Annotated in this window: 26 protein-coding genes and 1 pseudogene; 11 read left to right on the forward strand and 16 right to left on the reverse strand. The window is 73.4% G+C overall.

Translation table 11 applies throughout. The features are described 5' to 3' along the window. The 4 genes from rfaE2 to KME80_RS15265 all read left to right on the forward strand — a co-directional run. Nucleotides 1-733 (forward strand): D-glycero-beta-D-manno-heptose 1-phosphate adenylyltransferase (gene rfaE2, locus KME80_RS15250; protein ID WP_219505568.1); only part of this gene is annotated, 733 nt, incomplete at its 5' end. Next, nucleotides 730-1,404, forward strand: a complete 675-nt coding sequence (locus KME80_RS15255; RefSeq protein ID WP_219505570.1) for an SDR family oxidoreductase — start codon at nucleotides 730-732, stop codon at nucleotides 1,402-1,404. The genes rfaE2 and KME80_RS15255, both read left to right, overlap by 4 nt. Next, the gene (locus KME80_RS15260) at nucleotides 1,395-2,267 is read left to right on the forward strand and encodes a glycosyltransferase family 9 protein (RefSeq protein WP_219505572.1); all 873 of its coding nucleotides are present in this window, start codon (nucleotides 1,395-1,397) and stop codon (nucleotides 2,265-2,267) included. Before KME80_RS15255 ends, KME80_RS15260 begins: the two co-directional genes overlap by 10 nt. Further along, entirely contained in the window at nucleotides 2,264-3,238 is a 975-nt protein-coding gene (locus KME80_RS15265) for a UDP-glucuronic acid decarboxylase family protein (protein ID WP_219505574.1), read from the forward strand. The genes KME80_RS15260 and KME80_RS15265 overlap by 4 nt, the downstream gene beginning before the upstream one ends. 31 nt (nucleotides 3,239-3,269) lie before the next feature. Here the strand turns inward: KME80_RS15265 and mshC are convergent, their stop codons facing one another. The 5 genes from mshC to KME80_RS15290 are packed head-to-tail and all read right to left on the reverse strand — an operon-like array spanning nucleotide 3,270 to nucleotide 7,183. After that, a complete protein-coding gene (gene mshC / locus KME80_RS15270) occupies nucleotides 3,270-4,493 on the reverse strand; it encodes a cysteine--1-D-myo-inosityl 2-amino-2-deoxy-alpha-D-glucopyranoside ligase (protein ID WP_219505576.1) in 1,224 nt (407 codons plus the stop codon). Nucleotides 4,494-4,503: 10 nt separating this feature from the next. Further along, nucleotides 4,504-5,154, reverse strand: coding sequence for an NRDE family protein (locus KME80_RS15275; RefSeq protein WP_219505578.1), 651 nt, complete (start codon nucleotides 5,152-5,154; stop codon nucleotides 4,504-4,506). Between the two features lie 23 nt (nucleotides 5,155-5,177). Beyond that, complete coding sequence (locus KME80_RS15280; protein ID WP_219505580.1) at nucleotides 5,178-5,942, reverse strand: SCO1664 family protein; 765 nt, start codon at nucleotides 5,940-5,942, stop codon at nucleotides 5,178-5,180. Then, entirely contained in the window at nucleotides 5,939-6,487 is a 549-nt protein-coding gene (locus tag KME80_RS15285) for a DUF3090 domain-containing protein (protein ID WP_219505583.1), read from the reverse strand. The genes KME80_RS15280 and KME80_RS15285 overlap by 4 nt, the downstream gene beginning before the upstream one ends. A gap of 9 nt (nucleotides 6,488-6,496) precedes the next feature. Continuing rightward, nucleotides 6,497-7,183, reverse strand: coding sequence for an MSMEG_4193 family putative phosphomutase (locus KME80_RS15290; RefSeq protein WP_219505584.1), 687 nt, complete (start codon nucleotides 7,181-7,183; stop codon nucleotides 6,497-6,499). Nucleotides 7,184-7,247: 64 nt separating this feature from the next. On the opposite strand from KME80_RS15290, the gene KME80_RS15295 reads away from it, so the two are divergent. Both KME80_RS15295 and KME80_RS15300 read left to right on the forward strand, forming a co-directional pair. Then, complete coding sequence (locus KME80_RS15295; protein ID WP_219505586.1) at nucleotides 7,248-8,195, forward strand: aldo/keto reductase; 948 nt, start codon at nucleotides 7,248-7,250, stop codon at nucleotides 8,193-8,195. Nucleotides 8,196-8,322: 127 nt separating this feature from the next. Next, the gene (locus tag KME80_RS15300; RefSeq protein ID WP_219505588.1) at nucleotides 8,323-9,225 is read left to right on the forward strand and encodes a hypothetical protein; all 903 of its coding nucleotides are present in this window, start codon (nucleotides 8,323-8,325) and stop codon (nucleotides 9,223-9,225) included. A 78-nt stretch (nucleotides 9,226-9,303) separates the two neighbouring features. Here KME80_RS15300 and fabI read toward each other — a convergent pair whose 3' ends face one another. Both fabI and fabG read right to left on the reverse strand, forming a co-directional pair. Beyond that, entirely contained in the window at nucleotides 9,304-10,068 is a 765-nt protein-coding gene (gene fabI, locus KME80_RS15305) for an enoyl-ACP reductase FabI (protein WP_219505590.1), read from the reverse strand. Nucleotide 10,069: 1 nt separating this feature from the next. Beyond that, nucleotides 10,070-10,765 carry a 3-oxoacyl-ACP reductase FabG gene (gene fabG / locus KME80_RS15310; RefSeq protein WP_219505592.1) on the reverse strand — a complete coding sequence of 232 codons (696 nt, stop codon included), beginning with the start codon at nucleotides 10,763-10,765 and terminating at the stop codon, nucleotides 10,070-10,072. A gap of 77 nt (nucleotides 10,766-10,842) precedes the next feature. Here fabG and KME80_RS15315 point away from each other — a divergent pair, with 77 nt between their 5' ends. Then, on the forward strand, nucleotides 10,843-12,336 hold the full coding sequence (locus tag KME80_RS15315) for a TldD/PmbA family protein (protein WP_219505594.1): 1,494 nt from the start codon (nucleotides 10,843-10,845) through the stop codon (nucleotides 12,334-12,336). Next, nucleotides 12,333-13,703: a metallopeptidase TldD-related protein gene (locus KME80_RS15320; RefSeq protein WP_308125772.1), complete on the forward strand. Its 1,371-nt coding sequence runs from the start codon at nucleotides 12,333-12,335 to the stop codon at nucleotides 13,701-13,703. The genes KME80_RS15315 and KME80_RS15320 overlap by 4 nt, the downstream gene beginning before the upstream one ends. Here the strand turns inward: KME80_RS15320 and KME80_RS15325 are convergent. Together KME80_RS15325 and KME80_RS15330 are read right to left on the reverse strand one after the other, a co-directional pair. Then, nucleotides 13,687-14,757, reverse strand: coding sequence for a carcinine hydrolase/isopenicillin-N N-acyltransferase family protein (locus KME80_RS15325; RefSeq protein ID WP_219505596.1), 1,071 nt, complete (start codon nucleotides 14,755-14,757; stop codon nucleotides 13,687-13,689). The genes KME80_RS15320 and KME80_RS15325 overlap by 17 nt on opposite strands. Before the next feature lie 148 nt (nucleotides 14,758-14,905). Further along, nucleotides 14,906-15,118, reverse strand: coding sequence for a dodecin (locus tag KME80_RS15330; protein ID WP_049573305.1), 213 nt, complete (start codon nucleotides 15,116-15,118; stop codon nucleotides 14,906-14,908). Between the two features lie 99 nt (nucleotides 15,119-15,217). Here KME80_RS15330 and KME80_RS15335 point away from each other — a divergent pair, with 99 nt between their 5' ends. Beyond that, nucleotides 15,218-15,532: a DUF3099 domain-containing protein gene (locus KME80_RS15335; RefSeq protein WP_219505599.1), complete on the forward strand. Its 315-nt coding sequence runs from the start codon at nucleotides 15,218-15,220 to the stop codon at nucleotides 15,530-15,532. 317 nt (nucleotides 15,533-15,849) lie between these two features. On the opposite strand, the gene KME80_RS15340 is transcribed toward KME80_RS15335, so the two are convergent. From KME80_RS15340 to KME80_RS15360, 5 genes and pseudogenes are all read right to left on the reverse strand, one after another. After that, a complete protein-coding gene (locus KME80_RS15340; RefSeq protein WP_219505728.1) occupies nucleotides 15,850-16,107 on the reverse strand; it encodes a DUF6457 domain-containing protein in 258 nt (85 codons plus the stop codon). Nucleotides 16,108-16,638: 531 nt separating this feature from the next. Then, nucleotides 16,639-16,965, reverse strand: a pseudogene (mobA, locus tag KME80_RS15345) (molybdenum cofactor guanylyltransferase); the annotation flags it as partial. Then, a complete protein-coding gene (locus tag KME80_RS15350) occupies nucleotides 16,962-18,065 on the reverse strand; it encodes a P1 family peptidase (RefSeq protein WP_219505601.1) in 1,104 nt (367 codons plus the stop codon). The gene KME80_RS15350 and the pseudogene mobA, both read right to left, overlap by 4 nt. Then, nucleotides 18,066-19,055 (reverse strand): GTP 3',8-cyclase MoaA, encoded by a 990-nt coding sequence (gene moaA, locus KME80_RS15355; protein WP_219505602.1) that lies wholly within the window; start codon nucleotides 19,053-19,055, stop codon nucleotides 18,066-18,068. It abuts the gene before it with no gap. A 59-nt stretch (nucleotides 19,056-19,114) separates the two neighbouring features. Next, on the reverse strand, nucleotides 19,115-19,870 hold the full coding sequence (locus tag KME80_RS15360; RefSeq protein ID WP_308125773.1) for a phosphotransferase: 756 nt from the start codon (nucleotides 19,868-19,870) through the stop codon (nucleotides 19,115-19,117). A 94-nt stretch (nucleotides 19,871-19,964) separates the two neighbouring features. Here KME80_RS15360 and KME80_RS15365 point away from each other — a divergent pair, with 94 nt between their 5' ends. Together KME80_RS15365 and aroQ are read left to right on the forward strand one after the other, a co-directional pair. Further along, a complete protein-coding gene (locus tag KME80_RS15365; RefSeq protein WP_219505604.1) occupies nucleotides 19,965-21,119 on the forward strand; it encodes an RtcB family protein in 1,155 nt (384 codons plus the stop codon). A 4-nt stretch (nucleotides 21,120-21,123) separates the two neighbouring features. Continuing rightward, nucleotides 21,124-21,579, forward strand: a complete 456-nt coding sequence (aroQ, locus tag KME80_RS15370; RefSeq protein ID WP_219505606.1) for a type II 3-dehydroquinate dehydratase — start codon at nucleotides 21,124-21,126, stop codon at nucleotides 21,577-21,579. Here aroQ and KME80_RS15375 read toward each other — a convergent pair. Both KME80_RS15375 and KME80_RS15380 read right to left on the reverse strand, forming a co-directional pair. Beyond that, nucleotides 21,554-22,765, reverse strand: a complete 1,212-nt coding sequence (locus tag KME80_RS15375; protein ID WP_219505608.1) for an RNA polymerase sigma factor — start codon at nucleotides 22,763-22,765, stop codon at nucleotides 21,554-21,556. The two genes, aroQ and KME80_RS15375, sit on opposite strands and share 26 nt — an antisense overlap. Continuing rightward, nucleotides 22,762-23,106 carry a YciI family protein gene (locus KME80_RS15380; RefSeq protein ID WP_308125774.1) on the reverse strand — a complete coding sequence of 115 codons (345 nt, stop codon included), beginning with the start codon at nucleotides 23,104-23,106 and terminating at the stop codon, nucleotides 22,762-22,764. The genes KME80_RS15375 and KME80_RS15380 overlap by 4 nt, the downstream gene beginning before the upstream one ends. Between the last annotated feature and the right edge of the window lie 13 nt (nucleotides 23,107-23,119).

Genomic DNA, 23,119 nt, shown 5'->3' on the forward strand with positions numbered 1-23,119 from the left:
GCTGCGCGAGCTGGACGCCCGGGCGGTCGCCGTGACGGCCGGGACGCGCGGCGCCTCGCTGGCGCGGCGCGACGGCTCCCTCACCAGGATTCCGGCGCCCGTGCTGGCCACCGGCCAGGACGTGTGCGGCGCCGGTGACCGGCTCGCGAGCGCCGCCGCGCTCGCCCTGCGGGCCGGCGCGGACGTGGAGGAGGCGGTGACGATCGGCGTCGGCGAGGCTTCGCGCTTCGTCGCGCGCGGCGGCGCCGCCGCGGTCCGCGTCCAGGAGCAGGAGCTGGGCGACCGGCCGCGCACCGCGGTCGAGGTGGCCGAGCTCACCCGGGCCTCCGGCGGGCGGCTGATCGCCACCGGGGGCTGCTTCGACCTGCTGCACGCCGGGCACGTGAGCCTGCTGCGGCGGGCCAGGGCGCTGGGCGACGCGCTCGTCGTCTGCGTCAACTCCGACGCGTCGGTGCGCAGGCTCAAGGGCCCCGCCCGGCCGGTCGTGGACGTCCGCGACCGGGTCGAGGTGCTGCGCGCGCTGAGCTGCGTGGACGCGGTGCTGGTGTTCGACGAGGACACCCCCGTGGACGCGATCGAGCTGCTCCGCCCCGACGTGTGGGTGAAGGGCGGCGACTACGAGTGCGGGAACCTGCCCGAATCCGAGGTCCTGGCAGGACTCGGCGCGGAAACGGTCGTGCTGAGCCTGCTGCCGGGACGGTCGACCACGAATCTGATCAGGGAGATCCGATGAACGTATTGATCACGGGAGGCGCGTCCGGGCTCGGCCTGGCCACGGCGGAAGCGGTGGAGAAGGAGGGCTGGCGTCCGCTGGTCGTCGACGTGCGCGACCCCGACCAGCGCTTCGAGCACGTGACCGCAGACCTGGCCGACCGGGGCGAGGCCGAGCGGGCGGTGCGGGAGCTGGCCGAGCGGGCCGGCGGCCTGGACGCCGTCGTCACCGCCGCGGGCATCGACGCGTGCGGGCGGCTGGAGGACGTGCCCGCCGACGACTGGGAGCGGGTGATCCGGGTGAACCTGCTCGGCACGGCCGCGGTCGTCCGAGCGGCGCTGCCGCACCTGAAGGCGTCGCGGGGCCGGGTCGTCACCTGCGCCTCGACGCTGGGGCTGCGGCCGCTCAGCGACGCCTCGGCCTACAGCGCGTCGAAGTTCGGCGTCGTCGGCTTCACCCGGGCGCTGGCGCTGGAGATGCGCGGCGAGATCGGCGTGACGCTGCTGGTGCCGGGCGGCATGCGGACGAGCTTCTTCGACGGCCGCCCCGAACAGTACAAGCCGGGCCCCGAGGCCGGGCTGAACGACCCGGCGGACGTCGCCAGGACGGTGGTGTTCGCGCTGTCGCAACCGGCCGGCTGCGAGATCAGGGAGCTCGTCATCTGCCCCGGCACGGAGACGTCATGGCCCTAGAACTGCTGGTGCTGCGCGGGCTGGGACTGGGCGACCTGCTGACGGCCGTCCCCCCGCTGCGTGCGCTGCGCCAGGCCTTCCCGGAGCACCGGATCACGCTCGCCGCGCCCGCCGTGCTGGGCCCGCTGCTGCCGTTCATCGGGGCGGTGGACGCGCACCTCGACGTGTCGGGGCCGGGGCCGGTGCCGTTCGAGCGGCCCGACATCGCGGTCAACCTGCACGGCAAGGGCCCGCAGAGCATCGAGGCGCTGCGCCGTACCGGCCCGGGCAGGCTGATCAGCTACGGGACGGGCCCCGCCTGGCGCGACGACCTGCACGAGGTGCGGCGCTGGTGCGAGCTGCTGGAATGGCACGGCATCCCCGCCGACCCGGACGACCTGACGCTCGGCGTCTCCGACCGGACCGGCCCGGCGATCGTGCACCCGGGCGCCGCCTACCCGGCGCGCCGGTGGCCGCCGGAGCGGTTCGCCCGGGTGGCGGCGGCGCTGGACGACGTGGTCGTCACCGGCAGCGCCGCCGAGGTCGGCATCGCCCGGCGGGTCGCCGAGCTGGCCGGGCTGCCGCCGGAACGGATGCTGGCCGGCCGCACCGACCTGGCCGACCTGATCGACCTCGTCGGCCGGGCCCGGCTGGTCGTGTGCGGCGACACCGGCGTCGCCCACCTGGCGACCGCGTTCTGCGTGCCGTCGGTGGTGCTGTTCGGGCCGGTGTCGCCCGCGCTGTGGGGGCCGCCGCCCGGCTGGCGGCACGTCGCGCTCTGGGCGGGCCGCGACGGGGACCCGCACGGGGAACGGCCCGACCCGGGGCTGCTGAAGATCGAAGTATCCGAAGTCGTCGACGCCGCAATGGAGGTCACGTCATGAGGGCGCTGGTCACCGGAGGAGCCGGGTTCCTCGGCTCCTACCTGTGCGAGCGGCTGCTGGACGAGGGGGCGGACGTGGTCTGCATGGACAGCTTCCTCACCGGCGGCCCACGCAACGTGGAACACCTGATCGACCGGCCGTCGTTCCGCATCATCGAATGCGACCTGACCGGCTACGTGCACGTGCCCGACCGGCTGGACCTGGTCCTGCACTTCGCCTCGGCCGCCTCTCCGGCCGACTACCTGCGCTACCCGATCGAGACGCTGCGCGTCGGCAGCGTCGGCACCCTGCACGCGCTCGGGCTGGCCCGGGAGAAGGGCGCGCGGTTCGTGCTCGCCTCCACCAGCGAGGTGTACGGCGACCCGCTGGAGCACCCGCAGCGCGAGACGTACTGGGGCAACGTCAACCCGGTCGGCCCGCGCAGCGTCTACGACGAGGCCAAGCGCTTCGCCGAGTCGCTGACCACGGCCTACCGGCACGCCCGAGGCACCGACACGGGCATCGTGCGGATCTTCAACACGTACGGGCCCCGGATGCGGCCGTTCGACGGCCGGGCGATCCCGACGTTCATCCGGCAGGCGCTCATGGGCGAGCCGATCACGATCACCGGTGACGGCTCGCAGACCCGGTCGATCTGCTATGTGGACGACACGGTGTCGGGCATCCTGGCGATGGCGGCCAGCGACTTCGCCGGGCCGGTGAACATCGGCAACCCGGACGAGCTGACCATGCTGGAGCTGGCCACGATGGTCAGGGACCTGAGCGGGTCGTCGTCGCCGATCGAGTTCATCGACCGGCCGGCCGACGACCCCCGGGTGCGCCGGCCGGACACGTCGCTGGCGGCCGAGCGGCTCGGCTGGAAGGCCCAGGTGCCCGCCGAGGAGGGGCTGCGGCGGACCATCGAGTGGTTCTCGGCCGAGCTCGCCGGCTTCACCCCGGCGGCCCCCATGGCCGCCGAGGCGGGCGCCTGACCGGCCGCCCCGCCGCCACGGGGCGCGCCCGTCAGAGAGCGATGCCGAGGAGGGCGTCGGTGAGGTCGCGGACCAGGGCCGGGGCGCCGGGGTCGGTGCCCCGGCCCGCCAGCGCCTCCTCCGCCCAGGCGTCGACGGCGGCGAGCGCGCCGGGGGCGTCCAGGTCGTCGGCGAGCCGCTCGCGCACGGCCGCGAGCACGTCGCCGGCGGGCGGGGCGGCGGCGAGCGCCACGGCCGAGCGCCAGCGCTCCAGCCGCGCCTCGGCCTCGGCGAGCATCGCCGGCACGTATCCCCAGTCGGCCCGGTAGTGGTGGGCGAGCAGCACGAGCCGGATCGCCATCGGGTCGTGGGCGGCCCGCAGCTTGGACACGAACACCAGGTTGCCCTTGGACTTCGACATCTTCTCGCCGTCGAGCCCCACCATGCCGGCGTGGGTGTAGAAGCGGGCGAAGGGCCACTCCCCCGTGGCCGCGTGGCCCTCGGAGGCGCCGCACTCGTGATGCGGGAAGATCAGGTCGGAGCCGCCCCCGGCGACGTCGTAGCCGGCGCCCAGGTGGTCGAGGGCGATGGAGGTGCACTCGACGTGCCAGCCGGGCCGCCCCCGCCCCAGCGGTGAGTCCCAGGCGGGCTCGCCGGGCCGCTCGGCGCGCCACAGCAGCCAGTCGAGCGGGTGGCGCTTGCCGGGCCGCTCGGGGTCGCCGCCGCGCTCGGCGAACAGCGTGAGCATCTCGGCCTCGCCGTAGCCGGACACCTGCCCGAACTTGGGGGCGTCGGCGACGCTGAAGTAGACGTCGCCGTCGAGGTCGTAGGTGACGCCCTTGGCGCCGAGGCCGGCGATGAGATCGGCGACCCGGTCGACGACCTCGGTGACGCCCACGTACTCGCGCGGCGGCAGGATGCGCAGCGCCTCCATGTCGGTGCGGAACAGCTCGATCTCGCGCTCGGCCAGACTCTGCCAGGCGACGCCGGTGCTCTCGGCCCGCTCCAGCAGCGGGTCGTCCACGTCGGTGGCGTTCTGCGTGTAGTGCACCTCGTGTCCGGCGTCGCGCCAGAGGCGGCCGACGAGGTCGAAGGCGAGGTAGGTGTTGGCGTGCCCCAGGTGCGTGGCGTCATAGGGGGTGATGCCGCACACGTACATCCGGGCGGTGGGGCCCGGGTCGGTCTGCCGCACCTGCTTGGCCGCGGTGTCGTAGAGCCGCAGCGGGACGCTCTCACCGGGCAGCTTGGGGATGTTGGGGGCGGACCACGATCTCATGTCTTCGAGCCTATCCGTCCCGATCAGCTGTCATGTCGGTGAAGTCGTACGTCACTCCGCCGGTGTCGAGCGTGAGCAGGGTGACACTGAGCGTGGTGAAGCGGCGGCCGTCGGGCAGCGTGTGGTCGACGATGAGCGCGGCGGGGTCGGCGGAGGGCGGATCGGTGATCAGCTCGTGCCAGTCGGCGGTGCTCGCGAACCGGGGCAGGAACGCGGTGACGCGCTCGCTGGCGGGGTCGAGGCCGCTGTTGACGATCATGCTGGTGCCGTCGGGCAGGACGGTGGTGGTGAGCCGTACGCCGTCCCAGGTGAACAGGCGGGCCCGGCCGGGGTCGGCGAGCACCAGGTGGAAGGGGTCGTAGCGGGTCAGGTCGAGGTCGGGCAGGTCGCCGGCGGCGACGGCGCGCAGCGGCAGGTCGCCGCGGGAGACCTTGACGGCGTCGGGGGCCTCGCGGCCGCGGCCGTTGAGGAGCGCGGCGGCGCGCCGGGCGGACGGGTCGACCGCCAGCCAGGTGCCGCCGGCCTTGAGGTCACGTCCGCCGACCACGCCGGGGTAGTCGGGCCAGTGCTCGCCGGGGCCCTCCCAGGGGCGGTCGGCGAACTCGTCGCGCACCCCCATGAGGGTGAGGGGCAGGCCCGTTCTCACGATCACCGTGCACATGCGGCAAAGCGTAGTAAACGGGATTAGATGGGCGGCCAGGGGATGGCAGGCCAGCCCTCGGAGGGCGAGGGGTGCACGCCGGTGTCGAGGAGCTTTCGCACCCGCTTCCACGTCGCCTCCACCTCCGCGAGCGTCAGCAGCTCGCGCAGCCGGCGGCCGAGCGAGCCGGACTCCAGGTCGCGCTCCAGCTTGGCGAGCACCGCCACCGCCTCGCGGGCCAGCGGCTTGCCGCGCCACTGCCACAGCACGGTGCGCAGTTTGTCCTCCACGGCGAAGCAGACGCCGTGGTCGACGCCGTAGACGTGGCCGGTGGGCATCGGCAGCAGGTGACCGCCCTTGCGGTCGGCGTTGTTGACGATCGCGTCGAACACCGCCATCCGCCGCACCACCGGGTTGCGGCTGCGCACCAGCCGCATCAGGTCGACCTCGCGCTCGGTGTCGATCCAGAGCTGGCACATGCCGGGACCGAACGGCCCGTCGCGGTAGACCGTGGGCGGCACGACGTGCCAGCCGGTCGCCTGGGAGACCTCGAAGGCCGCGACCTCGCGGGCGGCCAGGGTGCCGTCGGGGAAGTCCCACAGCGGCCGCTCGCCGCGCACCGGCTTGTAGACGCAGGCGACACTGCGCGAGCCGAGCGTGACCGAGCAGTAGAGGGTCATGTTGGTGGCTTCGACGAGGCGGCCGGCCACCTCCAGGCGGCCGTCGCGGAGCAGCTTGAGCGTCTCCTCCTCGTTCATGGCCGTGGGAGGGGTGGGCCTGACGGCCGGCTCGCTCTCCGGAGCGGTCATGAAGCCGCCTCACCTCCGCGGTAGCCGTTGAGACGTACGCACACGTGACCCGTGGCGTCGAGCGGCTGCCCGCAGAGCGGGCACGGCGGGCGTCCCGCCGACACGATCTTGAGCGCCCGCTGGGTGAAGGCGCGGGCGGCCCCGGCGCTGATGCGCACCCGCAGCACCGCGGGCTCGGGCGCGTCGAGGTCGTCCTCGTCGACGACCTCCTGGGCCTCGATGACGACCTGGGAGCTCTCCTCGTCCCAGGACAGCGCCATCGTGCCGACCCTGAACTCCTCCGACACCGGGACGTCGAGGGGGCCGTCGTCGGCCAGGTCGGCGGGGGCGATGGCCGGCACCCGGGCGGTGCCGCCGCTGAGCCGCAGGACCTCGTCGAGCATCTCGTCGAGCCTGTCGGCGAGCGCGGCGACCTGCAGCTTCTCCAGCGCCACGGTGGTCAGTCTGCCCTCGGCCCTGGCCTGCAGAAAGAAGGCTCGTGCGCCCGGCCGCCCGAGGGCGCCAGCCACGAACCTCTCCGGTGGGTCGTAGTCGAAGACCGGCATAGCCTGACCTTACGTGGTCCCGGGCCCGCCGCCGACGGCGGCATCGCTCCCGGTGGAGTTTTCTCCCCCGTCTTTCTCCTCCGAATCCTCGGGCAACCGCAATTCCCCCATATCGTTAACTCTGAGAACAAAGGGACGCAAGGGGGCATAGCGAATCACGGTGAGAGCCGCCGGATCAGCAGTTATCCGCTGAAAGTGATCGAGGTGGAGCCCCAGAGCGTCGGCCACGATCGCCTTGATCACGTCTCCGTGGCTGCACGCCAGGTAGACAGCCTTCTCCCCCAGGCGTCTATTCCACTCCCGGACCGCCGCCACGGCCCGCGCCTGCATCGCCGCGAGCGACTCGCCGCCGGGGAACTCGGCGGCGCTCGGGTGGGCCTGGACGACCGGCCAGAGCGGCTCCCGCGCCAGCTCCTTGAGCGCGCGCCCGGTCCAGGCACCGTAGTCGCACTCGATCAGCCGCTCGTCGGTCAGCACCGTCAGGCCGCGGCCCCCGGCCACCGCCTCGGCCGTCTCCACGCAGCGCTCCAGCGGGCTGGAGACGATCGCGTCGAGCCGTACGGAGGCGACGCGCCCGGCCAGCGCGGCGGCCTGCGCCCGGCCCGCGTCACTGAGGTGCACCCCCGGGGTGCGGCCCGCCAGGATCGGCCCCGTCAGGTCGGTGAGCCCGTGGCGGGCCAGAAGCAGCGTCGTCACGACCCAAGTGTCGCAGGCGTCTATCACGGCGTTTCACCCACCCGAGCGGTAACCTGGCGGGATCATGGAGCAGCGCTATGTCGGCCGCAGCGGCCTGTCGGTGTCCCGGATGGGCCTCGGCACGATGACGTGGGGGCGTGACACCGACGCGGACGACGCCGTGGCCCAGCTGCGCACGTTCATGGACGCGGGCGGCACACTGGTCGACACCGCCGACGTCTACACCGGCGGCGACGCCGAGCGGCTGCTGGGCCGGATGCTGCGCGACTCGGTGCCGCGGGCCGAGCTGGTGATCTCGACCAAGGCCGTGGTGACCCCGCTGGGGCGCCGGCCGCGCGACGCCTCCCGGCGTCACCTGATCGCCGCCGTCGACGACTCGCTCGGCCGGCTCGGGCTCGACTACGTGGACCTGTGGCAGCTGCACACCTACGACGCCGAGGTGCCGCTGGAGGAGACGCTGGCCGCGGTCGACGCGATCGTCTCCTCGGGGCGGGCCGTCTACGCGGGCGTGTGCGACTACACCGGCTGGCAGCTCGCCGCGGCGGCCGTGACGCAGCGCGCGACCCCGGGGCGGGTGCCGATCACCGCCGTGCAGGCCGAATACTCGCTGCTGGCCCGCGACCCCGAGCGCGAGCTGCTGCCCGCCGCCCAGCACTGCGGGGTCGGCGTGCTGGCCTGGTCGCCGCTCGGCCGGGGCGTGCTGACGGGCAAGTACCGGACGGGCATCCCGGCCGATTCCCGGGCCGCCACGCCGCATTTCGCGGATTTCGTCCGCCCGTATCTCGACGAACGCAGCCGCCGGGTGGTGGAATCGGTCATGACCGCGGCCGACGGGCTGGGGGTCTCGCCCTTGGCCGTCGCGCTGTCCTGGGTGCGCGACCAGCCCGGGGTGGCCTCGGCGATCGTCGGCGCCCGCACGCTGGCGCAGCTCAGGAGCACCCTCCCGGCCGAGGACGTGGTGCTGCCGATCGAGATCCGAGAGGCCCTGGATGACGTGTCGTCACCCGATTGACGGCGAACGAGAGCTCAACTCGCGTATCACTAGTCGATACCGAATCGCAACATTAACGGGAAAACACCTGCGTCTGATGGCCGATGTCCATAAAGATTTCCTCCGGGAGCGATTCGGGAGGGGACGAATGGGGAGCAGGAGCGCCATCTCGGCCGGGGTGCTGGCGATGGCGCTGGCGGCCGTGCCGGTCGCGGCGCCACCCGCCCAGGCCGCCGACTGCGAGCGCGGCGGCGGACTGCTCTCCGGGGTGACCGACAGCCTGTGCGGCGTCGTCGAGGCGGTCACCGGCACCGTCGACCAGCTCACCGGCGGGCTCACCGATCCGGTGACCGACGGGCTCGACAAGACCACCGACACGGTGCTCGGCACGGTCGGCGAGGCGGTCCCCACCGGCCGGCCGCGCGCCTCCGGCAAACCGTCCGGCAAACCCGCCGCCACGCCCGACCCCCCGGGCCCCGTCGAGCCGCCCGAGCCGCCCGACCCGAAGGTCACCGAGCTGCTGCCGGAGCCGCTCGACGAGGTGTGCCTGCCGGTGGTGGGCTGCGACGAGGACGGCGTGCTCGGCGGCCTCACCACGCCGACGCCGACGACGACCGGCCCTGACGACGGCGAGGACGACCGGCCCGCCGACGAGCGCGGGCGGCGCGAGGACACCACGGCCGTGCCCGCCGAGGTCGTCACCACTCCGCCGGGCGACACGGTCGTGCCGCCGGACAACCAGCCGCACCTGATCGACTCCCGGCAGGAGCCGGTGGGCGACAAGCCGTCGGCCGACCCGGAGGACTTCCGGATCGACCTGCTGTGGCCCAACCCGTTCGCCGAGGAGTTAGGCCTGCCCGCCGACGAGCGGCCCGTCGTACGGCCCTCCACCCGCGCCTCCGACGTGGTCGGCACGGCGCTGACGATCATCCTGCTCGCCACGGCCGTGGCCGCCACCCGCATCGTGCAGCAGCGGCGTCACCGCCGCGAGCAGAGCGAGACCATCCCCTTCGAGCCGGCGCGCGGCAACGGCCTCCACCGGCTCGCCTGACCCGCCTGCCCGCCTGACCCGCCCGCCGGGCGCGCCCGCCCGGCGTCAGGCCGGCTCTGCGGGCCGGATCTCCGGCGGTCAGGCGCCGATCGCGTGGACGCCGCCGTCGACGTGCACGATCTCGCCCGTCGTGGCCGGGAACCAGTCGGACATCAGCGCCACGCACGCGCGGGCCGCCGGCATCGTGTCGGCCAGGTCCCAGCCGAGCGGGGCCTTCTCCGGCCAGCTGTCCTCGAACTCCTTGAAGCCCGGGATCGACTTGGCGGCCATCGTGCGCAGCGGCCCGGCGGCCACCAGGTTGGCCCGGATGCCCTGCTTGCCCAGGTCACGGGCCAGGTAGCGGTTGCACGACTCCAGGCCGGCCTTGGCCACGCCCATCCAGTCGTAGACCGGCCACGCCTTGGTCGCGTCGAAGTCGAGGCCGACGACCGCGCCGCCCTCCTTCATCAGCGGCAGGCAGGCCACGGCCAGCGCCTTGTAGGAGTAGGTCGACACGTGCACGGCGGTGGCGACGTCCTCCCAGGTGGTGTTGAGGAAGTTGCCGCCGAGCGCCGTCTGCGGGGCGAAGCCGATGGAGTGGACGACGCCGTCGAGGCCGTCGACGTGCTCGCCCACCCGGGCCGCCAGCGACTCGAGGTGCTCGGTGTTCTGCACGTCGAGCTCCAGCACCGGCGCCGGGGCGGGCAGCCGCTTGGCGATCCGCTCGACCAGGCTGAGCCGGCCGAACCCGGTGAGCACCACGGTGGCGCCCTCCTGCTGCGCCAGCTTGGCGACCGAGAAGGCGATCGAGGCGTCGGTGAGCACGCCGGTCACCAAGATGCGCTTGCCTTCGAGAAGTCCCATGTCAGTGCCCCATTCCGAGTCCGCCGTCGACGGGGATCACGGCCCCGGTGATGTAGGAGGCGTCGTCGCTCGCCAGGAAGCGCACGACGCGGGCGACCTCGGAGGGGGTCGCCTGCCTGCCGAGCGGGATGTTCTTGACGATCGCGTCGGTGTCGAGCTCGGCCGTCATGTCGGTGGCCACGAAGCCGGGCGAGACGACGTTGACGGTGATGCCGCGCGAGCCGTACTCGCGGGCCATGGAGCGGGCGAAGCCGATCAGCCCGGCCTTGGAGGCGGCGTAGTTGGTCTGGCCAGCCTGGCCGAGCATGGCGATGACGGAGGAGACGAGGATGACGCGGCCGCGCTTGAGCTTCATCATCGGGCGGATGGCCCGCTTGGCGACGCGGAAGGCGCCGGTCAGGTTGGCGTCGACGACGTCGGTGAAGGTCTCCTCCTTCATCATCGCCAGCAGCGTGTCCTTGGTGATGCCGGCGTTGGAGACGAGCACCTCGACGGGGCCGTGCTCGGCCTCGACCTTGTCGAAGGCGGCCTCGACGTCGGCCATGCTGGTGACGTCGCAGCGGACGCCGAACAGCCCTTCAGGCGGCTCCCCCGATCGGTAGGTGACGGCGACGGCGTCGCCGGCCGCGGCCAGTTCGCGGGCGATCGCGAGGCCGATGCCGCGATTGCCTCCTGTGACGAGTACAGAGCGTGCCATGAGAACTGACGCTATCTCCTACCGGCCGGTACCGGCTTGTCCGGGGGATACAAGATCACAGCGTTAGGATCGTGGACATGCGCCAGATCGATGACGATTTCCTCGCGCTGCCGCTCAGACGGCTCGCGGACGCCGCCCTGCAACGCGCACGCGAGCTGGGCGCGGAGCACGCCGACTTCCGGCTCGAACGCATCAGAGCCGAGACCCTGAGCCTCTACGACGCGCGCCTGGAGGGCGCCGCCGACGCCGACGACCTCGGCTACGCCGTGCGCGTGGTCAAGGGCGGCACCTGGGGGTTCGCCGCCGGGATCGACCTGACCCCCGAGGCCGCCGCGCGGGTGGCCGAGCAGGCGGTGCGGGTCGCGGAGGTGAGCGCCCCGATCAACCGTGAGCCGATCGAGCTCGCGCCCGAGCCGGTGCACGGCGAGGTCACCTGGGTGTCGTCCTACGACGTCGACCCGTTCGACGTGCCGTCGGCCGACAAGGTGGCGCTGCTGGCCGACTGGTCGGCGGGCCTGCTCAAGGGCGCCGACCACGTGTCGGCGCGGCTGCTGCAGGTCAAGGAGCAGAAGTTCTACGCCGACACGGCCGGCACCGTGACGACGCAGCAGCGCGTGCGAGTGCATCCCGTGCTCAACGCCATGAAGGCGTCGGAGACCGGCTTCGACGACATGTCCACGATCGCGCCGCCGGTCGGCCGGGGCTACGAATACCTGACCGGCACGGGCTGGGACTGGGCGGCCGAGCTGGCCGCGCTGCCGGAGCTGCTGGCCGAGAAGCTGGCCGCGCCGTCGGTCGAGGCGGGCGACTACGACCTGGTGATCCACCCGTCCAACCTGTGGCTGACCATCCACGAGTCGATCGGCCACGCGACCGAGCTCGACCGGGCGCTCGGCTACGAGGCCGCCTACGCCGGCACCAGCTTCGCCACCTTCGACCAGCTCGGCGAGCTGGTCTACGGTTCGCCGCTGATGAACGTGACCGGCGACCGCACCGTCGAGCACGGCCTGGCCACCATCGGCTACGACGACGAGGGCGTGCAGGGGCAGAGCTTCGACATCGTCAAGGACGGCGTCCTGGTCGGCTACCAGCTCGACCGGCGGATGGCGCTGATGAAGGGCCTGGGCCGCTCCAACGGCTGCGCCTTCGCCGACTCGCCCGGCCACATGCCGATCCAGCGCATGGCCAACGTGTCGCTGGCCGCCGCGCCCGGTGGCCCGTCGACGGAGGAGCTCATCTCCGGCGTGGAGCGCGGCATCTACATCGTCGGCGACAAGAGCTGGTCGATCGACATGCAGCGCTACAATTTCCAGTTCACCGGTCAGCGCGCGTACCGGATCTCCCACGGCGAGCTCGCCGGGCAGGTCCGCGACTTCGCCTACCAGGCCACCACCACCGACTTCTGGCAGTCGATGGAACGCGTCGGCGGCCCGCAGACGTACGTGCTCGGCGGGGCCTTCAACTGCGGCAAGGGCCAGCCGGGGCAGGTGGCGCCGGTCAGCCACGGCTGCCCGTCGGCCCTGTTCAGGAACGTACGGATACTCAACACCGTTCAGGAGGGCGGAAAGTGACTCCCCAGGAGATGGTGGAGCGGGCCCTGGAGCTCTCCACGGCCGACGGCTGCGTGGTGCTGGTGGACGAGGAGTCCACCGCCAACCTGCGCTTCGCCGGCAACACGCTGACGACCAACGGCGTGGCGCGCTCCAGCCGGCTGACCGTGATCTCGATCGCCGGGCGGGGCGTGGGCGTCGTGTCGCGCGCCGCGGTGCGGCCCGAGCAGCTCGCCGCCGTGGTGGCCGCCGCCGACGCGACCGCGCGCGACGCGCAGCCGGCCGAGGACGCGGGCGAGCTCGTCGCGGGCGGCCCGGCGAGCGCGTCGTGGGACGGCCCGGTGACGCCGACCGACATCGAGGTGTTCCGCGGGTTCGCGCCGGCGCTCGGCGAGGCGTTCGCCTCCGCCGAGGCGGGCGGCAGGAGGCTGTACGGGTTCGCCGAGCACACGCTGACCACGACGTTCCTCGGCAGCTCGACCGGGCTGCGGCTGCGCCACGACCAGCCGTCGGGGCGGCTGGAGCTCAACGCCAAGTCCGCCGACCTCAAGCGCTCGGCGTGGGCCGGGGTGGCCACGCGCGACTTCACCGACGTGGACGTGGCCGCCCTCGACGCGGGGCTGGCGCAGCGGCTCGACTGGGCCAAGACGCGCGTCGACCTCCCGGCGGGCCGCTACGAGACGCTGCTGCCCCCGACGGCGGTCGCCGACCTGATGGTCTACCTGTTCTGGTCCGCCGGCGCCAGGGACGCGCTGGACGGCCGCTCGGTGTTCTCCAAGCCGGGCGGCGGCACCCGGGTCGGCGAGCGGATCGCCACGCTGCCCGTGACGCTGTCGAGCGACCCGGCGGCGCCCGGGATCGGCTGCGCGCCGTTCGTGACGGCACGCTCGTCCAGCAGGGAGAGCTCGGTCTTCGACAACGGGCTGCCGTTGTCGGCCACCGACTGGATCGCCGACGGCCGGCTGGAGGCGCTGCTGCAGACGCGCTACTCGGCCGGGCTGAGCGGCCTGCCGGTGACGCCCTCCGTCGACAACCTGATCATGAAGGGGCCGGAGGGCGGCCGCTCCCTGGAGGAGATGATCGCCTCCACCGAGCGCGGCCTGCTGCTGACCTGCCTGTGGTACATCCGCCAGGTCGACCCGCAGACGCTGCTGCTGACCGGGCTCACCCGCGACGGCGTCTACCTGGTCGAGCACGGCGAGGTCGTGGGCGAGGTGAACAACTTCCGGTTCAACGAGAGCCCGGTCGACCTGCTGGGCCGCCTCACGGAGGTGGGCGCGCCGGAGCAGACGCTGCCGCGCGAGTGGGGCGACTACTTCACGCGGGCGGTCATGCCGCCGGTGCGGGTGCCCGACTTCAACATGTCGACGGTCAGCCAGGCGAGCTGATCGCCAGCTCGTGCACGCGGCCCCAGCGCTGCCCGGTGACCAGCCGGGCGGTGCCGGCCGTCAGGTCGTACACGACCGACCAGCGCGTGTGCGGCTGCGCCACCCGGCGCAGCAGGGCCAGGGGGTCGGCGCCGGCCCCCTGGCTGAGCGCGCGGTAGCGGGGATCGGCCAGGCGGGAGGCGCGGCTCGTGCCGGTCATGGTGATGTTGGTCAGCACGCGGTCCTCGATGACGTTGAGCCTGCCGTCGCCGTACTCGACGACCGCCGAGCGGCCCGAGCGGTCGCCGATCAGGTAGTGCACCTGCGGGCCGCCGGAGAAGTCGACGTCGTAGCGGCGCATGAGGGCGACCGCCTCGTCCACGGTGGCGGCCCGGTCCAGGAGCAGCCGCATGACGCGGGCGCTGCCGACCGTCGTGCGTCCCGGCGCGCGGGCGGGCAGCAGCGCGTCGGGCACCTGGGCGAGGCCGACGGCCAGGCCCTTCTCGTTCATGCCGTCGAACGGCGCCAGCACCGCGTGCGCCAGCCGCCGCCGGTCGGCCGGGTCACCGAGGTCCGGGGCGCCGCCGTGGCCGAGCACGTACGAGACGTCCGAGATCGACAGTGAGGCGTAGCCTCCCGGCGGGCGGGCGTGCACCACCATCGCCGGGTGCGGGTCCCAGTCGAAGTTGCGGCCGAACACCGGGCCGGCCTCGCCGGGCTGCAGGAACAGCGAGCAGGCCCACGCGTCGTCGCGGCGGGCGAGCTCCTGCTCGGTGAGGGGCGCCTCGGCGTCGTAGCCGCCGTGGAAGGTCATCTCGTACAGCGGCAGGTCGTCCAGCCGGCGCAGGCTCGCCGCCGTACGGGCCGCCTCGGCGGCGCTCTGGCGCAGGACAGGGGCCGGGGCAGGCTCCTGTGACCGCGGCGGGGTCTGCCCGGCGACCTCCCGCGGCGTGGCGGTCGTCCCGCAGGCGGCGAGGGCGCAGGCGAGCACGACGGCGAGCACAGCGCTGAGCACAGCGCCGGGCACAGCGGCCAGGGCAGGCGGGGCGGGCGGGAGCGCGGGGCGGCGGCGCATGACCGCAGTGTGAACGGCCCGCGCCGCCCCTGTCACGTCCCGCACGGAACCGTGACAGAGACGGCGTTTCCCGCGTGTCCCCGGAGTTCCCGGGCGTGTCCGGGTGTTCACCGGCGTGTCCAGGTGTTCCCGGGCTGTCAGGGCGTGCTCAGGCGTCTTCCAGCCTGAAGCCGACCTTCATCCCGACCTGGAAGTGCGCCACCTCTCCCCCCTCGATGTGGCCGCGCACCTCCGTCACTTCGAACCAGTCGAGGTGGCGCAGGGTCTGCGAGGCGCGCCGGATGCCGTTGCGGATGGCCTCGTCGACGCTCTCCCCCGAAGTGCCGACGATCTCGGTCACCCGGTACGTTCGGTCCGTCATGTCCACATCCTCCTTACTAGAAGGCCATGATCGCATGACCTGTGCTCCCAGGGGGGTGCGCCTTCGCGAGCGCCCCGTCCGAGGTCTACGGTGGGAAACATGAGGGGTTGGCGCAGGAAAGAGGCGGTTCACCAGGTGACGGACGCCCGTCCGTCGCTCACCGCCGACGTCCATCGGCGCGAGATCAGCTACCTGGTCAAGATGGGCATCCGGACGATCTGCCTGATCCTGGCGGTCGTGGTGCCGGTGCCGTGGCCCTACCGGCTGCTGTTCATCGCCGGGGCCGTCTTTTTGCCATACATAGCGGTAATCGGGGCCAATGAGAGGGGGAGGGATGCCCCACCTCCCACCTTTCACACACCCGAAGCTAACCAAAGCGAGATACCGCTGCACCGACGCGAGATCGGGTCGTGACTAAGTCTTGACGCATCCCATGGGTTGTAGGTGTACGCTTTAGGCAAGCGCTCCGGTCCCCCGTCGGAGTGCTGGTGCCGGCGTTCCGGGCCCCCGTCGGAACGCCGATGAAGCGACGCCGGGTGGTTTGCCCCCGTAACCACCCGGCGTCGCCCTTTTTCCAGGTAAAGCGTCGCATTAGATGATCTGTTCGACGCGCGCCCCCCCTATTGGATAGGGCTGCTTTCCCGAAATCGTTTACACCCCGCCCTGGCCGTATTTCACAGGAAATCTTCAGGTTCGGGCGGGGCGCTTGACAGCGGTAGTTCGTTCCAGTGTCAGCTGTCCGTCAGCGTCTCGGCCGTCGCCTCGCCCCAATTGCGGGCCAGCGTCGTCAGCCGCGCCACGGCCTCCTCCGGCGCCGTGCCGGCCCCCTCGGCCAGCCCCAGCAGGTACGCCGTCAGCGGCGCCGCCGGCCTCGCGACCCCGTGCGCCACCTCCTTGGTCAGCTCCAGGATCTGGTCCCGGTCCACCCGCGCCGGGTCGATGCCCAGCTCCTTGCAGGCCAGCGCGGTCCATTCGGCCAGTACGTTCATCCGTGCCTCCTCGAGGTCGTCCACAGTGTCGCAGTCGAACCATGCCCGGCGCGGCAACGCCACCCGGGCCCGTGCCAGCGGCGCCAGCAGCCCGCGCAGCGACCGCCCCTCATAGCGGTCCAGCGCCTCCCGCAGCCCCGCCACGTCCCACACGCCCAGCAGCCACTGCTCCCGCCCCTCCCCATCCACGGCCACCACCCCACCGCCCGGCCCAACCCCGGAACCGCCCCCAGCCGGTACGGGCGGACCGGCGTTGCCTGACTCCGCCCGTACCAAGGAACCGCCCCCCACCCGGGGAGGCCCGGACGCCCCTGACGGCCCGGACACCGCCCCAGACGGACCCGCCCCCGCCCCGGGCGGACCGGAGGCACCTGGTGGGGCGTGAGGCTTCGGCCCTTCGGAGTGAGCGTCCGCCGTCCCGGGAGGGCCGGACGGGCGGGCCTGGCTGGTGGAAGCGTCCGTCTCCGCCGGGTGTGCGGGCCGGTCTGGCGCGGTCGCGAGGTGGGGTTCAGGGGTGGGCGGCAGGGAGTGGGCTGCGGTGAGGAGGGTGGTGACGTGGCGGGCGTTCAGGAAGGGGAGGTCGGCGGCGAGGAGGATGACCCAGGGGGCCGTGACGTGGGCGAGGCCGGCGCGCAGGGCGGGGATCGGGCCCGCGCCCGGCGGGTCCTCGCGGGTGAACAGGACGCCGGGCAGGTCACGGGGCGGGCCGACGACGATGACGCGCCCGGCGGCGGGGACGGCCGCGACGACGTTCTCCACCAGCGAGCGGCGGCCGACGTCCAGGCCGGGTTTGTCGAGGCCGCCGAGGCGGCGGGCCTGGCCGCCGGCGAGGATCACCGCGTCGTGCCCGGGCCTCATGGCGCCGCGCCCGGGAGGGGGACGGCGTGGGCGGTGCGGCCGTGCACGCCGGTGGTCGTCGTGGCGGTGAACAGGGAGTTGAGCACGGCCTCCTCGACGGCGTCGAGCGTCGCCTCGAACAGCGGGCTCAGCGAGGCGTCCGGCACGGGGGCGCCGCCGGGGCGGACGCTGAAGGCGATGCCGTAGTCGCCGCTGCCGTGGGTGTAGGCCGCGCCGACCCGGGCCAGGGCGAAGACGGCGCGCCGTGCCACCCGGGTGAGCTGCCGCGCGTCCAGCGGCGCGTCGGTGGCGACCACCACCATGCACGACCCGGCCTCCCCGTCGTCACCGGCCGCCACGGGGGCGGGAGGGCCCGGGAAAGGCGCTTGAGCGGCGCCCGGTGCCGGGGAGCCGGTCGACGGCCGGTCCGTCTCCAGGGGGCCGGCGGGCGACGGCAGGGGCCGGCCCGGGGGTGACGTGATCGCCGGGGATCGGCCCGGCTGCCCAGGGGTGGCCGGGGGGAGGCGGAGGGTGCCGGCGAAGTTGGCCTGGACGAGGGCGCCCACCGTGTAAGGGCCGGCGAGGCGGGAGGAGGTGCCGATGCCAGCCTTGTGGCCGAGCGCCACGGTGCCGGTGCCCGCGCCGACGCAGCCTTCTGGGACGGCACCGCCGGTCGCGGTGTCGACGGCCTCCAGCACGTGCGCCTCGGTGATGGGCCGGGCGCGGATGTCCGACAGGTGGCCGTCGTTGCACTCCCCCACGACCGGGTTGAAGGTGCGTACGCCGGCGCAGTCGGGCCGGGCGAGCATCCAGGTGACGAGCGCGTCGGCGGCGCGGAAGGCGGACAGCGTGGAGGTCAGGACGACGGGTGATTCCAGCAGGCCGAGCTCGGCGAGCTGGGTGGCGCCGACGAGCTTGCCGTGGCCGTTGCCGGTGAACACGCCGGCGGGCAGCGGGCTGACCGGGGTGGCGCCGGGGACGACGGCGGTGACGCCGGTGCGGATGCCGGGGTCGCGGACGACGGTGCGGTGGCCGACGCGGACGCCGGGCACGTCGGTGATGGCGTTGTGCGCGCCGGGCCGGCCGGCTAGCGGGAGGCCGAGGTCGCGCGCTCTGGGCACCTAGCCGCCGATCGCCGACATGGGCCGGGCGGGCTGGAGGAAGGACGGGTCGTCGATGCCGTGGCCGGGGCGTTTGCGGGCGACGGCGGCGAGCCAGCGCTGGGCGAGGTCGTCGTCGGTGGCTCCGGCGCGCATGGCGGACTTGAGGTCGGACTCCTCGGTGGCGAACAGGCAGTTGCGGATCTGCCCGTCGGCGGTGAGCCGGACGCGGTCGCAGGCGCCGCAGAACGGCCGGGTGACGGAGCCGATGACGCCGACGCGGCCGGGGCCGCCGTCGACGAGGAAGCGTTCGGCGGGGGCGCTGCCGCGGTCCTCGCTCTCGTCGGGGGTGAGGGTGAACGCGGCCGACAGCAGGTCGAGGATCTCGTCGGCGGTGACCATGGTGTCGCGGCTCCAGCCGTGCTGGGCGTCGAGCGGCATCTGCTCGATGAAGCGCAGCTCGTAGCCCTGTTGCAGGCAGTAGCGCAGCAGCGGGACGGCCTCGTGCTGGTTGACGTCGCGCATGAGCACGGCGTTGACCTTGACGGGGCGCAGACCGGCGTCGTGGGCGGCGGCCATGCCGGCGATCACGTCGGTGAACCGGTCGCGGTGGGCGAGTTTCTTGAACGTGTCGCGGTCGAGGGTGTCGAGCGAGACATTGACGCGGCCGAGGCCGGCGGCGGCGAGGGGGGCGGCCAGGCGGGCCAGGCCGATGCCGTTGGTGGTGAGCGACACCTGGGGGCGCGGGGTGAGCGCGGTGGTGCGGGCGACGATGTCGGGCAGTTCGCGGCGCAGCAGCGGCTCGCCGCCGGTGTAGCGGACCTCGCGGATGCCGAGGCGTTCGACGCCGATGGTGACGAGCCGGACGATCTCGTCGGCCGTGAGGAGCTGGGAGTTGGGCAGCCAGTCGAGACCCTCGGGCGGCATGCAGTAGGAGCAGCGCAGATTGCACTTGTCCGTGAGCGACACCCGCAGATCCGTCGCCACCCGTCCGAACGAGTCTCGCAACATGGGGCGTCACCTCCTGTCGTTCGCCAGAGGCCCAGCCTACGTCGGCGTCATGCGCTGTCTCAAAACGCATACCGCTGTACGTGCCGGGCGTCGGCGAGGTACAGCTCGGGGTGGCCGTCGGCGAGGTGGGCGGCGAAGGCGGCGTCGCCGGCGGCGGCCCGTTCGCGGATGTGGCGGGCGAGCCCGTGCAGGACGCGGACGAGGGTGCCGGGCAGCGCCCGCCGGTCGGACTCGGGCAGGCCGTAGGCGTCGCAGAACAGCCGCAGCCGCCGGATCTGCTCGGCGACGGGCAGCGGCTCCTCGCCGTGGCCGCCGAGGGTGATGGGGACGAAGCGGTAGGCGGCGTGGGCGACGTCCCACAGACGGGGCGCGGGGTGCGCGGTGTCGAAGTCGATGAACGCGACGGGCACGCCGTCGCGGAAGACGCAGTTGTACGGGGCGACGTCGCCGTGGCAGACGACCTCGGCGGGCTCCTTGGGCGCGAACTGCCAGCGGGCGCCGGCGGGCGGGACATAGCCGATGGTGGCGTCGTGGTAGTCGCGCAGCAGCGCGGCCACGGCGGTCAGCGTGGCGTCGCTCCAGGTGGAGGGGGGCGCCGGGTAGTGGGCGACGGCGCCGGGCACGTAGTCGAGGATCTCGCGCCCGCGCTCGTCGAGGCCGTGGGCGCGGGGCGCGCCGGTGAAGCCGCGGGCGGCCAGGTGGGTGAGCAGGCCGTGCACGGCGGGGGTCCACGGCGCGGCGGGGCGGCGGACGGTGTCGCCGGCCCGGACGACCTCGTTGACCCCGCCTCCGGCCAGCGGTTCTTCGGCGATCACGGCGGGGATCGTAACAAGCTGGCGGGTAAAATGAGTGGGTTTTCACCTGCGCCCCCGGCAGACTGGATCAAGAACGAACCGAGGAGATCCACTCATGCCGCACCAGCCCGCACCGAACCTGCTGTCCTGGGCCAGCGAGATCGACGAGGGAACGATCACGCAGGCCGCTCGCGCCGCCCGCCTGCCGTTCGTCTCCGGGCACGTCGCTCTCATGCCCGACGCGCACGTCGGCATCGGCGCGACGGTCGGCTCGGTCATCCCCACCGAGGGCGCGATCATCCCGGCCGCCGTCGGGGTCGACATCGGCTGCGGCATGGTCGCGACCGAGACCACGCTCACGGCCGCGGACCTGCCGGCCACGCTCGACGCGCTGATGCCGCTGGTGGAGCGCCGCATCCCGGCGGGCGTCGGCAAGGGCCACGAGGACCCGTCGGTCGACCGGGCGCTGAGCGAGCTCGGCCGTCCGCGCACGGAGCTGACGGGCAAGCAGGAGGCGACGGTGTCGCGCCAGTTCGGCACGCTCGGCTCGGGCAACCACTTCGTCGAGGTGTGCCTGGACGAGCGCGACCGGGTGTGGACGGTGCTGCACTCGGGTTCGCGCGGCATCGGCAACCAGCTCGCGACCAAGCACATCGCCGGGGCCAAGAACCTGATGCGCCGCCAGGCGATCGGGCTGGAGGACCCGGACCTGGCGTACCTGGTGCAGGGCTCGCCGGAGTTCGACGCCTACATCGAGGACATGCTGTGGGCGCAGCGCTACGCGATGGCCTCGCGGGCCCGGATGGACCGGGTCCTGGTCGACGCCCTGTTCCGCGTCGTGGGCACGGGGCGCAGGGTGCGGACCATCAACTGCCACCACAACTTCACCCAGCTGGAGGAGCACCACGGCAAGAGGCTGTGGATCACCAGGAAGGGCGCGATCAAGGCCGACACCGGTGACGAGGGCGTCATCCCGGGCTCGATGGGGACGCGCTCGTACATCGTGAGCGGGCGCGGCAACGCGGAGTCGTACCACTCGTGCGCGCACGGGGCGGGGCGGCGGATGTCGCGCACCAGGGCCAAGCGGGAGCTGTCGGCCTCGTCGCTGAAGGCGGCGATGCGGGGCCGCACCTGGAACGAGGACCGCGCGGCGGCGCTGGTGGACGAGCACCCGGAGGCGTACAAGCCGATCGACCAGGTGATGGAGGACCAGAAGGACCTGGTGACGGTGCGGCACACGCTGCGGCAGGTGTTCAACTACAAGGGCTGACACAATGGCGGGCGTGACGACCGTGTACGTGTTCAACGGCCCCAATCTCAACCTGCTCGGCACCCGCAGGCCGGAGGTCTACGGGACGGCCACGCTGGCCGACGTGGAGGCGCTGTGCCGCGAGGAGTGCGCGGCGGCCGGCGTGGAGCTCGACTTCCGGCAGTCCAACCACGAGGGCGACCTCGTCGACTGGATCCAGGAGGCGGGCGCGGCGGTGAAGGCGGGCCGGGCGGTGGGCGCGGTGGTCAACGCGGGCGCCTACACGCACACGTCGGTGGCGCTGCACGACGCGATCGAGGGGGCGGAGCTGCCGGTGGTGGAGGTGCACATCTCCAACGTGCACCGGCGTGAGCCGTTCCGGCACCGCTCGTACCTGTCGCCGGTGGCGGCGGGGATCGTGGTGGGGTTCGGGGTGCGCGGCTACGCGCTGGCGATCAGGGGGCTGTGCCCGACCAGCTGATGCGCTCCTCCAGCAGGGCCTGCTGGGCGGGGTTGGCGGTCAGGCGCAGGGCGCGCTCGTCGGCCTCGCGGGCCTCGCCTGGCCGGCCGAGGTCGCGCAGCAGCTCGGCATGGGTGGCGTGATAGAGCGGATAGCGGTCGAGCGCGGCCCGCAGGTCCTTCAGCTCGCCGAGCGCGGCCTCGGGGCCGTCGGCGTGACGCACGGCGACGGCGCGGTGCAGCCGGGTGACGGGTGAGGGCGCGAGCCGCAGCAGCATGTCGTAGAGGACGACGATCTGCCGCCAGTCGGTGTCGTCCCAGCGGGCGGCCTCCGCGTGGCAGGCCGCGATGGCGGCCTGGAGCTGGTACGGGCCGGGCGCGCGGTGGCGGCGGGCGGTGCGGGTCAGCAGGGCGGTGGCCGCGGCGATGGCGTCGTGGTCCCAGCGGGACCGGTCCTGGTCGCGCAGCAGCACGAGGCCGCCGGAGTCGTCGAAGCGGGCGGCGTCGCGGGCCCGGTGCAGGCGGATGAGCGCGAGCAGCCCGGCGGCCTCGGGTTCGGCGGGCATCAGCCCGGTCAGCAGGGAGGCGAGCCATTCGGCGTCGTCGACCAGGTCGCGCGAGTGGGCGCGCTCGGCGGTGCTGGACAGGTAGCCCTCGTTGAACAGCAGGTAGATGACGGCCAGCACCTCGCGCACGCGGGCGGGCAGCTCGCCGGCGGCGGGCACCCGGTACGGGATCCCGGCCTCGGCGATCTTCTTCTTGGCGCGGGTGATGCGCTGGGCGACGGTCGTCTCGGGGGCGAGGAAGGCGGCGGCGATCTGGCCGGTGGTGAGCCCGCACACCACGCGCAGGGTGAGCGCGATCTGCGCGGCCCTGGGCAGCGCCGGGTGGCAGCAGGTGAACATGAGCCGCAGCCGCCCGTCGGGCTCGGCCGGGGCGGGGTCGCGCAGCAGTTCCAGCTTGGCCCGGTAGACGGACTCGCGGCGCAGGACGTCGAGGCCGCGGCGGCGGGCCACCGTGTGGAGCCAGGCGTCGGGGCGGTCCGGGATGCCCTCGTCCGGCCAGCGGCGCAGCGCGGCCTCGACCGCGTCCTGGACCAGGTCCTCGGCGGCGGAGAAGTCGCCGAGGAGCGACACCAGCGAGGCGGCGAGCCGGCCCGCGTGCTCGCGCACCACGCGGGCCAGCTCGTCGGCGGGCGCGCCTGTCACCGTTCGACGGGCCTGATCTCGACCGTCGGGCAGGCGGGCCAGGTGCGGACCATGGCCAGGGCCTCGTCGAGGTCGGCCACGTCGATCTCGGCGAAGCCGCTGACGACCTCCTTGCCCTCCATGAACGGCCCGTCGGTGATGACGGGCTCGCCGCCGCCCTCCAGGCGGACGGTGGTGGCGGTGTGCGGCGGCGCGAGCTTGCTGCCGCCGGTGATCCGGCCGGCGTGGTCGGCGAACCACTGCTCGACCTTCCGTACGGCCTCGGCGCGCTCGTCGCCGGTCATGGCCTCCAGGTCCTTGGTGAACTGCTCGGTGTCCATGAACATCAGCACGTATTTCACGACATTCCCCTTC

It is taken from the genome of Nonomuraea ceibae (assembly GCF_019396325.1).
Lineage (GTDB): Bacteria > Actinomycetota > Actinomycetes > Streptosporangiales > Streptosporangiaceae > Nonomuraea > Nonomuraea ceibae.

Coding starts and splice junctions, on each gene's coding strand:
- KME80_RS15255 (WP_219505570.1), top strand. CDS start 730: ATGAACGTATTGATCACGGGAGGCGCGTCCGGGCTCGGCCTGGCCACG.
- KME80_RS15260 (WP_219505572.1), top strand. CDS start 1,395: ATGGCCCTAGAACTGCTGGTGCTGCGCGGGCTGGGACTGGGCGACCTG.
- KME80_RS15265 (WP_219505574.1), top strand. CDS start 2,264: ATGAGGGCGCTGGTCACCGGAGGAGCCGGGTTCCTCGGCTCCTACCTG.
- mshC (WP_219505576.1), bottom strand. CDS start 4,493: ATGAGATCGTGGTCCGCCCCCAACATCCCCAAGCTGCCCGGTGAGAGC.
- KME80_RS15275 (WP_219505578.1), bottom strand. CDS start 5,154: ATGTGCACGGTGATCGTGAGAACGGGCCTGCCCCTCACCCTCATGGGG.
- KME80_RS15280 (WP_219505580.1), bottom strand. CDS start 5,942: ATGACCGCTCCGGAGAGCGAGCCGGCCGTCAGGCCCACCCCTCCCACG.
- KME80_RS15285 (WP_219505583.1), bottom strand. CDS start 6,487: ATGCCGGTCTTCGACTACGACCCACCGGAGAGGTTCGTGGCTGGCGCC.
- KME80_RS15295 (WP_219505586.1), top strand. CDS start 7,248: ATGGAGCAGCGCTATGTCGGCCGCAGCGGCCTGTCGGTGTCCCGGATG.
- KME80_RS15300 (WP_219505588.1), top strand. CDS start 8,323: ATGGGGAGCAGGAGCGCCATCTCGGCCGGGGTGCTGGCGATGGCGCTG.
- fabI (WP_219505590.1), bottom strand. CDS start 10,068: ATGGGACTTCTCGAAGGCAAGCGCATCTTGGTGACCGGCGTGCTCACC.
- fabG (WP_219505592.1), bottom strand. CDS start 10,765: ATGGCACGCTCTGTACTCGTCACAGGAGGCAATCGCGGCATCGGCCTC.
- KME80_RS15315 (WP_219505594.1), top strand. CDS start 10,843: ATGCGCCAGATCGATGACGATTTCCTCGCGCTGCCGCTCAGACGGCTC.
- KME80_RS15325 (WP_219505596.1), bottom strand. CDS start 14,757: ATGCGCCGCCGCCCCGCGCTCCCGCCCGCCCCGCCTGCCCTGGCCGCT.
- KME80_RS15330 (WP_049573305.1), bottom strand. CDS start 15,118: ATGACGGACCGAACGTACCGGGTGACCGAGATCGTCGGCACTTCGGGG.
- KME80_RS15335 (WP_219505599.1), top strand. CDS start 15,218: ATGAGGGGTTGGCGCAGGAAAGAGGCGGTTCACCAGGTGACGGACGCC.
- KME80_RS15340 (WP_219505728.1), bottom strand. CDS start 16,107: ATGAACGTACTGGCCGAATGGACCGCGCTGGCCTGCAAGGAGCTGGGC.
- moaA (WP_219505602.1), bottom strand. CDS start 19,055: ATGTTGCGAGACTCGTTCGGACGGGTGGCGACGGATCTGCGGGTGTCG.
- KME80_RS15365 (WP_219505604.1), top strand. CDS start 19,965: ATGCCGCACCAGCCCGCACCGAACCTGCTGTCCTGGGCCAGCGAGATC.
- aroQ (WP_219505606.1), top strand. CDS start 21,124: ATGGCGGGCGTGACGACCGTGTACGTGTTCAACGGCCCCAATCTCAAC.